The sequence below is a fragment of the Nitrincola sp. genome (assembly GCF_048264025.1).
In the GTDB taxonomy this organism is placed as follows: domain Bacteria; phylum Pseudomonadota; class Gammaproteobacteria; order Pseudomonadales; family Balneatricaceae; genus Nitrincola.
This window is the reverse complement of record NZ_JBLXDN010000067.1, coordinates 1-9,340: the sequence shown is the minus strand read 5'-3', so window position 1 is coordinate 9,340 and position 9,340 is coordinate 1. Positions and strand designations below refer to the sequence as shown.

The window sequence follows — 9,340 nt, the reverse complement described above, 5'->3', positions numbered from 1 at the left end:
CACATCTGCTCGAGTCAAAAATAGCTTGCAACACGGGCGGGTCCATATAAGCTCACTCTGCGTAGGAGCTCACTCTGCGTAGGAACTCACTCTGCGTAGGAGCTCACTCTGTGAGCGATGCTCTTCGCCCGGCGACCGGGCTCCTACAATGAACGCCCCCTGTAGGAGCTCACTCCGTGAGCGATGCCTTTCGCCCGGGGACCGGGCTCCTACAAGCGATGCCTTTCGTCCGGAGACCGGGCTCCTACAAGGAGCGATTATTTTCCTAACTTAATCGCTACCGAACAAATCCCGGGTATACACCTTATCGGCGACATCTTGCAGATCTTCTGACAAGCGGTTGGCCAGGATCACATCGCTGATCTGTTTAAACTCGTTCAGATCGCGTAGTACGCGGGAGTTATAGAAACTGTCTTCTTCCATAACCGGTTCATAGATAACCACTTCAATGCCCTTAGCTTTGATACGCTTCATCACTCCCTGAATCGCTGAGGCGCGGAAGTTATCAGAGCCGGATTTCATCACCAGGCGATAAATACCGACCACCTTGGGATTGCGTCTGATGATGGAATTGGCAATGAAATCCTTACGTGTGGTGTTAGCATCGACTATCGCACGGATCAAGTTACTGGGCACTTCATCATAGTTGGCCAACAGTTGCTTGGTGTCTTTCGGCAAGCAGTAGCCGCCGTAACCAAAGCTTGGATTGTTGTAGTGGGTACCGATACGTGGGTCTAAACCTACCCCTTCAATAATCTGCTTGGTGCTCAAACCATGAGATTCAGCGTAGGTATCCAGTTCATTAAAGTAAGCCACACGCATCGCCAGGTAGGTATTGGCGAAGAGTTTGATCGCCTCGGCCTCGGTTGGATCAGTGAAGAGTACTTGGATATCCTGCTTGATCGCGCCCTGCTTGAGCAGCCCGGCAAACGTCTCTGCCCGTTCAGAGCGCTCACCGACAATAATGCGTGACGGGTATAAATTATCGTAAAGCGCACGCCCTTCTCGCAGAAACTCAGGTGAAAATATCAGGTTCTCGGTACCCAGCTCTGCTTTAACGCTGGCCGTGTAGCCCACCGGCACTGTTGATTTGATCACCATCACAGCGTGCGGGTTTACTGCCATCACATCCCTGATTACCGATTCCACACTACGGGTATTGAAGTAGTTAGTCTGCGGATCATAATCGGTAGGGGTCGCGATGATGACAAAGTCAGCACCTTGATAGGCTTCAGCTTTATCCAGGGTTGCCTTGAAGTTTAACGGTTTGTTTTTCAGAAAATCTTCAATTTCAGCATCCACGATGGGTGACTGACGGTTGTTTAACAGCGCTACCTTCTCTTCAATAATGTCGACTGCAACCACTTCATTGTGCTGCGCCAGCAACATGGCATTGGATAAGCCGACGTAACCTGTACCTGCAATTGCAATTTTCATCTTTACTGTCCTTTGTAATCAGTCAAAAATCTATATGAGCTCTATTGTTCAATTAATCGCTGATTGCTCATCATGCATACTCTGACGCAGCCGGGCAATAAACTCCGCAAAAAAGGCGGTGACAGTACCCAACATAAGCCCCAGTAACCCACCCAAAAACAGTATCAGCCCCGGACTCTGACTGTGAGCCTTCTGCCCCACGCTCGGCTCAATCACGGCACGGCTATTGCTAATCTGGTGTACCTTATTATCCACAGAGGCTATCTGAAACTGGTAGCGCTGTAACCCGGACTCATGGCTTTGCTCTAACAAGTTAATTTCTGTCTCCAGGCGATCAGCTTCAGCCTGCACTTGCTGTATTGACAGATCCCTGGATATTTCAAACTCTCGCAAGGCTTTTTGCGCTTCATCCACAAGGCTTTCCTGAATACCGATATCACTCACCAGGTTAACTAAGCTGCGCCGATATTCGGCGTTCTCATCTGGAAGCCCCAGATAAAGGGAATTTTCAAGGCTACGTACACTGTTTAATGCTGTATTAATCTGACTATCAATCATCAACAAACTTTGTGACAACTGTGTTGAACCGGTCAAGCCGACATCTATAACATTTTGGCGTGAGCTTCTCAGGGCATCCAGATCGGCTTCTGCACGGGTAAGCTGCTTAAGTAATAATTGTTCTTTTTCTGACTGACGCCCTATACGCTCTCGCAAATTGGTCTCCTGCTCCAGCATCGACTGCAATTCACGCTGTGCGCTACTCAGATTACGCTGGAGGCGCTGCACTTCGATCTGACGTAGCTCGTTATTACTCAAGCGCTCTAAATCTGTCAGCACTCGGCTTTTGGCTACGTTAAGATCAGCCAGCTTAGTTTCCAACAGCGAGCGGCTTTTCATTTCATTCAAGTCCAGGTCCAAACTACGCTTTAGGATATCCAGTTCCTGAAGGCGGGTATCGATCAACTCTAAATGTGACGCAATCAAGCTGTCTATAACCGCTTGATGAACTGCACTGGCTTGAGTCTGGTGTTCAGCATCATTAGTGATACTGCTGGTTAACACCAGCATTCTGGAATTTTCAGTAATACTCGCTGTTACTCCCGGCAAGCTAGACACCGGAACCTGCATCTCCTGACTAACCCGTTGGATCGCCGCCGGTATACTGGAAGAATTAACCCGTGACAGAACACTACTGAAGGACTCAATCGACTCCACACCACCGTCACTATCCGAATAAACACCCACCTCAATAACAGAGCGAAACTCATACAGACTGGGTTTTAACAGGATATAAACTGACGCCAGTATGAGACAAGCCAGCAGAGTGGCCAAGAATACGCGCCCACGGCGGTACAATACCTTGCCAAGGTCTAACAGGCTGATCTCATCATCAGCCCCTCTGTAAATATAAGGAGGGTAATACTGGGGTGGGAAATTGGCATCCTGCGTTACATCGCCAGTTTTATTCATGCTTGTTTTTTATCCTTTTAAAAACCTAGATTTTACAAATACTGCTGGCAGACAAAGTCAGACGCTGCTGCTGATGCAACAGATTCATCAGCAACACCACACGTTGATCACCGTCAAATGCCTCAAAAATAGCTTCAAGATCACAAAAGGGGCCTTCGGTAATCCTGACCATTTGTCCTTTTTCCAACGATGTCTTTGACTCCATTGTGTTACAACGTCTCTTTAACGCCATAACCAGGCTGTCTTCTACAGGCAGCGGTAAACCACCAAAACCAACCAACCGAGTCACCCCCCGTGTAGAACGTATGGGTTGCCAATTATCATCCAGTTGATCGAGGTGAATAAAGAGATAACCCGGGAACAGCGGCTCCTGACACAGAAGGCGTTTACGCTGACGAATTTTCTCCATCATGACCAGAGGGAGGTAACATTCATATTGCTGGTTTTCTAAATGTTCCAGCGCTCGCAGAGTCTCACCGGGTTTACACTGCACCAAATACCAATCTCGCCCGTCCATTGAGACAACTCCTGAAGAACAACCCTATATTACCAAGTTGTAATTGTAGCGTCTGATGCAGGGTGTGTGAAGGCAATAAATGGCAAGGCTCAGGATGCGTTCTTTGGCTGAAGGCGCCTCAGCGCCCCGCTACTCAGCACCACAGCAGGCAAATCAGTTCATTGAATTGTCTCTAATAAAACGCAGGTCTTTATAATAGTACAGGGAGACAGCGAATAAGAAAATTTATGCAGTAGTCTGCGCGGTCGGTTTTATAAAAAATGTAAAATATTAATCACAATTTTCAAACCCCAGCGGTACCACACGAGATAATAACTGCTGATACTTTCCATCGGCATTCGTATAATTTGAAAAATCAACATAAGAAATAATTCGGTCTCCTAGTTGCTTACAGTCTCTACCATAAGTTGGAGAAAAACTTGGCGGCAACAGCCCAGAATATCCATTTAGGGTTTTAACGCCTCGATTAAGAGAAACCCACATAGCATCTAATTCATCAGCAAAAAAAGGCCCATCTCTTTGAGCCATAAAGACAATTGAGCCTTCTGATAAATCATGCGGCACCAGCTTATCGGCTTGCTGGATGCGCATACGCCACTCTTCTTTAGGGCTGACAGGCATAGAGACCATGAACATTTCAAATAATAACAGCGGCAAAATAAGCGAAGCTATTATTTTCAATCCCGATGTGTAGCACTTACACATATGATCAATACCAATAACGGCTAAACAAGCAATAGGGAATAAAATTGCCTGATCCAGTCTGGATATAGCTCGAATAGCAGACACAAGCGGAAGTCCATGAAAAAAATACCAAAAACTGAAGCCACCAACGTATAGAGTTAAAATAACCATTAACCCAAGCATACCAACCATCATGGGAAAATGAGAATGAATATTTTTGCGAGCACCTACCCATAGCCCAAATAAAGCAAGAAATAGTGGCATCAGGCCGATGAACATTTGATGTTCATGACGCATTGGAATTCCAGAAAAAAATTGTGAACCTGGTGTTGACCATAGGCGTGAAATATCTGAAAGGAAGTAACTTTTAGGCCGTGGAAGCATACTAGAAATATCATCCCAAGATCGCTTAACACCATATAAATGACTCACTTGAAAATAGGGATAAAAAAGGAGAGCAAGAAAAAACAACAATAAGACTAACAACAGTATGTATCTAATTTTATTTCGGAACAGTAAGGACCGCCAACTTTCAACAAAGTTGGAAAAAATTGAACGAAGTGTATTTTTTTTATTGAACCTTTCATAACACACGTAACAAGCAATCATCTCCAGCATAAGCAGGAGGGTAAAAAAACCCATATAAATACCTGCATAGAACTGCCATACCAGCCAAATCCCGCTTATGATAAGAAATCGCCATGTTTTTTTGTCTAAAAAATCAAACAGAAAAACTATTGCCAGGGGAATACCGAAGCGATAGTGCAACTGGGCATGTCCAACATGGGCAGTAGTAGGTAGCGCAAAAGTGAAGATGACAGCACCCATGCAAGCCGCCAATTTACTACCACCTAATCTACGCAATGCATAGTAGGCCGCCATAAAATTGGCCAGATAACCCATAAGAAACCAAATTTGAAATGCCGTGTCTGTGGGTGAACCTAAAAATCGCATCAACAAATATACTGGCGAAGTACCAAAATGATTATCAGAGAAACCCAAAACATATGGAAAGGGATAAAAAAATGATAAATGCCAAAGGGAATCAGAATTACCGATAATAAATTGATAAATATTTTCAAGGAAGTAGTTATTTAAACGCGCATCACCAATATCACCGGGCATCATGGCAAGCCCATCAAGCTGAACAACTGGCAACATAGCAAAACAAAAAATAAATATAATTATCGGAAAGCTATAATTAACTTTCTTGCTAAACACTACTCAACTCCTGCTACAGATATAGGATTTATTTACAAGAGGTGTTCTAAAGGGATCTGTGAGGTCATCATTATACTCCCCCATTAGCAGCCTTTTTTTGGGCAGCCAATTTTTCCTAAAATAACGACTAAAACTTGCAATCCCCTGCCCTTTTGAAGTCAAAAAGACACAATCATTTTCAATCACCAGAGTGCCTGACTCAATTTGTTCTGTCAGGCGAACATCAACTAGCCGATGCTCTTGCATATATTCCTGGATAAAAATCTGCTCAAAAGAGTCCAATCTCACACCACCGCCACGCTGCTGTATTTTTTCAAGAATATAAAATGAAAGAGAACGATCTATAACGGTAGGGACCGATATAGCAAAGGCATAACCCAGAAGCATCCAAATTATCACTAACTGAATCTTCTCAAAGCCGCCAAATACCTTAAAAATCTTGAAACAAAACAATCCCACACAACAAACCACTGTAGCAAAAGCAGCATCCAATATAGCGGCATAGAAAACAACATTCACCCTAAAATAGGTCGCATGAAAATAATAAAAGAACAACAATACTGCCACAAAAAAAACTGTAGCCACAATGCCATATGCTATTTTTTGCATAGATTAAAAACCAAAATATTAATGCATAAGCTACACATTATTTGACTCAATAATTTCATCAATATATTCACGGTACACGGCAGCAGTGGTCACAGATCCGCCGCGCACCACTCCTGTTAGCATCAGTGTCATTAATGCCAACGCGCCAGTTTGCAAAAACATCAATACTAAAATACCCAGCGCAATCGAAAACCATCCTGGTGTTGAGAAACCTATAAGCTTCAACAATATCGCAGCAACAGCACCCAAAATAGAACAGGATGCTATCCCAGCACATGCAATACCAACACGAACAAGGACATCTTCGGCAAATACCATCAGACCTTTGAAACCATGCAAAACAAGCCCTACAAAATTCATTTTAGACTGCCCAGCATAACGAGAACCCCGATCCAGTGGGCAAATGCCTGCACGCAATTTAGATGCAATCACAGCCCCCGCGACATGAATCATTAGCTCCGGCATGGCTACCAAGCGTTTAACTGCAACGAATTTCAGTGCCATGAAATTACCAAAACTAATTGACCGCCCCGTCATTAGATTAAAAAAACGCTTATAAATTGTGTAAAACAACTTGAAACGAAAGGTTTCTACGCGGCTTTTTCGTTCAGCAACAACAACATCAACCGAATCAGCACCCAGTTGTGTAATCAATGCAGTGATAGTGTCGGGCAAATCCTCCCCATCTGAATCCATCACAATCACGAGCTGATCAGGCTGCATTATTTCAGACACATATCCCAAACCTACTGCAATTGCACGCTGATGCCCAACATTGCACCTCAACTTCAGCACCACGCCATTCACACCAGCCTGGTTAAGACTCTCAACCTTCACTGGCTGTTTGATTGAACCGTCATCCACTACAACGACATATGCCTCTTTTCCGAACTGCACGTATAGTTCTTCAAATAAACGTGTGCTCGCTTCAACATCTTCATAAACCGGAGTAACAATAATCAATTTGTAGTGGCTAGCAATCATTTAATAAGTATCCTTCTGAAATACTCAATGGTCTTTTCAAGGCCCATTTCTAGCTTCACATCGGGCTCCCACGCAAGTTGTTGTTTTGCCAGAGTGATATCAGGCTTGCGCTGTTTCGGATCATCCTCAGGCAGTGGCAGCATGACTAACCTGGATTTCCCGCCAACCTTTGTCAACACAGCTTCAGCTAGCTCAAGGATAGTAAATTCATCAGGGTTACCCATATTGACAGGACCGACCAACTTCTTTGGGCTTGCCATAAGATGAACAAGACCGGTAATCATATCATCGACATAACAAAAACTACGGGTTTGGGAGCCATCGCCATAAATAGTGATATCTTTACCCTGTAATGCCTGCACAATGAAATTACTGACTACTCGCCCATCATTTGGGTGCATGCGAGGGCCGTAGGTATTGAATATTCGAGCGACCTTTATTTCCAGGCTGTATTGACGCCAGTAATCAAAAAACAGAGTTTCAGCACAGCGTTTGCCCTCGTCATAACAGGAACGGATTCCGATGGGGTTGACTCTTCCCCAATAGCTTTCCTGCTGTGGATGGACTTCCGGATCACCATAAACCTCACTGGTAGACGCTTGCAAAATCCGTGCTTTCGTTCGCTTAGCTAAGCCCAGCATATTAATAGCACCGTGTACGCTGGTCTTAGTCGTCTGCACTGGATCACGTTGATAATAAATTGGTGAAGCCGGGCAAGCCAGATTATAAATTTCGTCAACTTCAACATAGAGTGGAAACGTCACATCATGACGCATTAACTCAAAATGAGGATTGGCAAGAAGATGAGCCACATTACCCTTAAGACCACTGTAAAAATTATCTACACACAGCACATCACAGCCATCCGCCAGTAAACGTTCACATAAATGTGAACCTAGAAAGCCAGCCCCTCCAGTTACAAGTACACGTTTTTTATTTTCTATTTGCATTACTTAATCCTGTTTGATTTATTATATTAATAACAATCAACGCGTAGTTACAAAACAATATTGAACGGCCATCATCCAATTCGTACCAAAGACGTTATACCCTTTGATCAGCGAGTGCTCAGCCAGACAGGCCCCATCCTGGCCGGTAATGCCGGTAATTACAGCTGTTTTCACTTAACATCACCGTGATCGGACTTATATTCCGAGGATTGCAGTTCAACAATACCCTGTAATAAATTATTGGCGCTTTCCTGCCAGGTTAACCAAGATATATTTTCTGATTTTGGATGCGATGAGTTTTCGTACAAGTTCAACCACTGAGTGATTGTAGTCGCAAGGGCTTCTGGGTGCCTGGAGTTAAAATAATAAGCCTGCTCAGCGGCAACTTCTCTGAATACCGGAATATCACGGGCAATAAGGGGTAACTGGTGTTGCGCCGCTTCTATCAGTGGCAATCCAAAGCCTTCATCATACGACGCCGCAATCAGACAGCGGCTGGCGGCATACACCTTCGTTAAGTACTCATCACTGATTCCTGAGAGAAAAAACAACTGCACATTCAATAAAGAATGCTGCTGTATATAACTCAAAAGGTCGTCAACCAACCAGCCTGGTTTACCAATAATCACCAAGTTGATCTGCTGATGATCCTGCCAAAGCAGATCAAAAGCATCCAGAACCTGAGCATGACCTTTACGTGGCTCCAAAGTACCCACCATCAGGAAGGTAGGTCTCAGAGCAAGTTGACTTAATACCTTGGGTGCCTCTTCTGGCATTCCCTTGCTGGGTAAAGAATTTTCAACATCGGCTCCCAAATGAAACCAGCCAGTGTAAAAAGAGCCCAGTGGTTTTTTTGCATTCTCTGTCATCCAGCACTGCAATTCCTTTTCAACCGACTGTGATATGCACATGGCGCCATCACTTTCACTAACCACATCCAACCATTGGAGAAAATCCTCATGAGACCCCTCGGGGAAACATTCAGGGCAGGTAACACATAGCAGGTCATACACCACGAAGTAGACAGCAACACCGCGCAGTTTAAGCTCCCTTAGAAAGGCTCGTTGTGTTACCACCATATGGACCTGTAGATCCAATCCAACAAAAATATCACCAGTAGCGAACTCAATGGGTTCATCCATGATGTCAGGATCATTGGTGCTGAATGGGGAGTCCTTATGTGCGTGACGGTAACCGCCTTCCAGCGTTGCATATACCGGCCTAACACAATAATCAGCGGGCGGATTGGCTAACCAACTATTAGCAATGCTTCGTACAACCCGCTGTATTCCAGTTTTGACATCCCTGTTGATTAATTCAGATATATCGACAAATAGCTGTTTTTGTCCAGGCTTAGGAAAATTGCCAGCCATCGCGTTCGCCAACGCTAACGGTAGTGTTCAGAATTCTGTGTCATTTCGATAAACTAAGCAAAAACGAGATGACACATGACCAAACCAAGCTTCGA

At 44.4% G+C, this 9,340-nt stretch carries 9 protein-coding genes; all 9 read right to left on the bottom strand.

From position 1 onward, the window contains the following. Positions 1 to 270 precede the first annotated feature (270 nt). The gene (locus ACN0R1_RS20765) at positions 271 to 1,437 is read right to left on the bottom strand and encodes a nucleotide sugar dehydrogenase (protein WP_417586068.1); all 1,167 of its coding nucleotides are present in this window, start codon (positions 1,435 to 1,437) and stop codon (positions 271 to 273) included. Positions 1,438 to 1,485: 48 nt separating this feature from the next. Next, positions 1,486 to 2,907 carry a hypothetical protein gene (locus tag ACN0R1_RS20760; RefSeq protein WP_417586067.1) on the bottom strand — a complete coding sequence of 474 codons (1,422 nt, stop codon included), beginning with the start codon at positions 2,905 to 2,907 and terminating at the stop codon, positions 1,486 to 1,488. Between the two features lie 25 nt (positions 2,908 to 2,932). Continuing rightward, complete coding sequence (gene rfaH / locus ACN0R1_RS20755) at positions 2,933 to 3,424, bottom strand: transcription/translation regulatory transformer protein RfaH (RefSeq protein WP_417586066.1); 492 nt, start codon at positions 3,422 to 3,424, stop codon at positions 2,933 to 2,935. 270 nt (positions 3,425 to 3,694) lie between these two features. Continuing rightward, complete coding sequence (locus ACN0R1_RS20750) at positions 3,695 to 5,329, bottom strand: hypothetical protein (protein WP_417586065.1); 1,635 nt, start codon at positions 5,327 to 5,329, stop codon at positions 3,695 to 3,697. 3 nt (positions 5,330 to 5,332) lie between these two features. Then, positions 5,333 to 5,938 (bottom strand): hypothetical protein, encoded by a 606-nt coding sequence (locus tag ACN0R1_RS20745; protein WP_417586064.1) that lies wholly within the window; start codon positions 5,936 to 5,938, stop codon positions 5,333 to 5,335. Positions 5,939 to 5,968: 30 nt separating this feature from the next. Then, positions 5,969 to 6,922 (bottom strand): glycosyltransferase, encoded by a 954-nt coding sequence (locus ACN0R1_RS20740; protein WP_417586063.1) that lies wholly within the window; start codon positions 6,920 to 6,922, stop codon positions 5,969 to 5,971. Continuing rightward, positions 6,919 to 7,872 (bottom strand): UDP-glucuronic acid decarboxylase family protein, encoded by a 954-nt coding sequence (locus tag ACN0R1_RS20735; protein ID WP_417586062.1) that lies wholly within the window; start codon positions 7,870 to 7,872, stop codon positions 6,919 to 6,921. The genes ACN0R1_RS20740 and ACN0R1_RS20735 overlap by 4 nt, the downstream gene beginning before the upstream one ends. A gap of 36 nt (positions 7,873 to 7,908) precedes the next feature. Further along, complete coding sequence (locus ACN0R1_RS20730; RefSeq protein ID WP_417586061.1) at positions 7,909 to 8,046, bottom strand: hypothetical protein; 138 nt, start codon at positions 8,044 to 8,046, stop codon at positions 7,909 to 7,911. Then, positions 8,043 to 9,245 (bottom strand): glycosyltransferase family 4 protein, encoded by a 1,203-nt coding sequence (locus ACN0R1_RS20725; protein WP_417586060.1) that lies wholly within the window; start codon positions 9,243 to 9,245, stop codon positions 8,043 to 8,045. The genes ACN0R1_RS20730 and ACN0R1_RS20725 overlap by 4 nt, the downstream gene beginning before the upstream one ends. Positions 9,246 to 9,340 lie beyond the last annotated feature (95 nt).

Coding starts and splice junctions, on each gene's coding strand:
- ACN0R1_RS20765 (WP_417586068.1), bottom strand. CDS start 1,437: ATGAAAATTGCAATTGCAGGTACAGGTTACGTCGGCTTATCCAATGCC.
- ACN0R1_RS20760 (WP_417586067.1), bottom strand. CDS start 2,907: ATGAATAAAACTGGCGATGTAACGCAGGATGCCAATTTCCCACCCCAG.
- rfaH (WP_417586066.1), bottom strand. CDS start 3,424: ATGGACGGGCGAGATTGGTATTTGGTGCAGTGTAAACCCGGTGAGACT.
- ACN0R1_RS20745 (WP_417586064.1), bottom strand. CDS start 5,938: ATGCAAAAAATAGCATATGGCATTGTGGCTACAGTTTTTTTTGTGGCA.
- ACN0R1_RS20740 (WP_417586063.1), bottom strand. CDS start 6,922: ATGATTGCTAGCCACTACAAATTGATTATTGTTACTCCGGTTTATGAA.
- ACN0R1_RS20735 (WP_417586062.1), bottom strand. CDS start 7,872: ATGCAAATAGAAAATAAAAAACGTGTACTTGTAACTGGAGGGGCTGGC.
- ACN0R1_RS20725 (WP_417586060.1), bottom strand. CDS start 9,245: ATGGCTGGCAATTTTCCTAAGCCTGGACAAAAACAGCTATTTGTCGAT.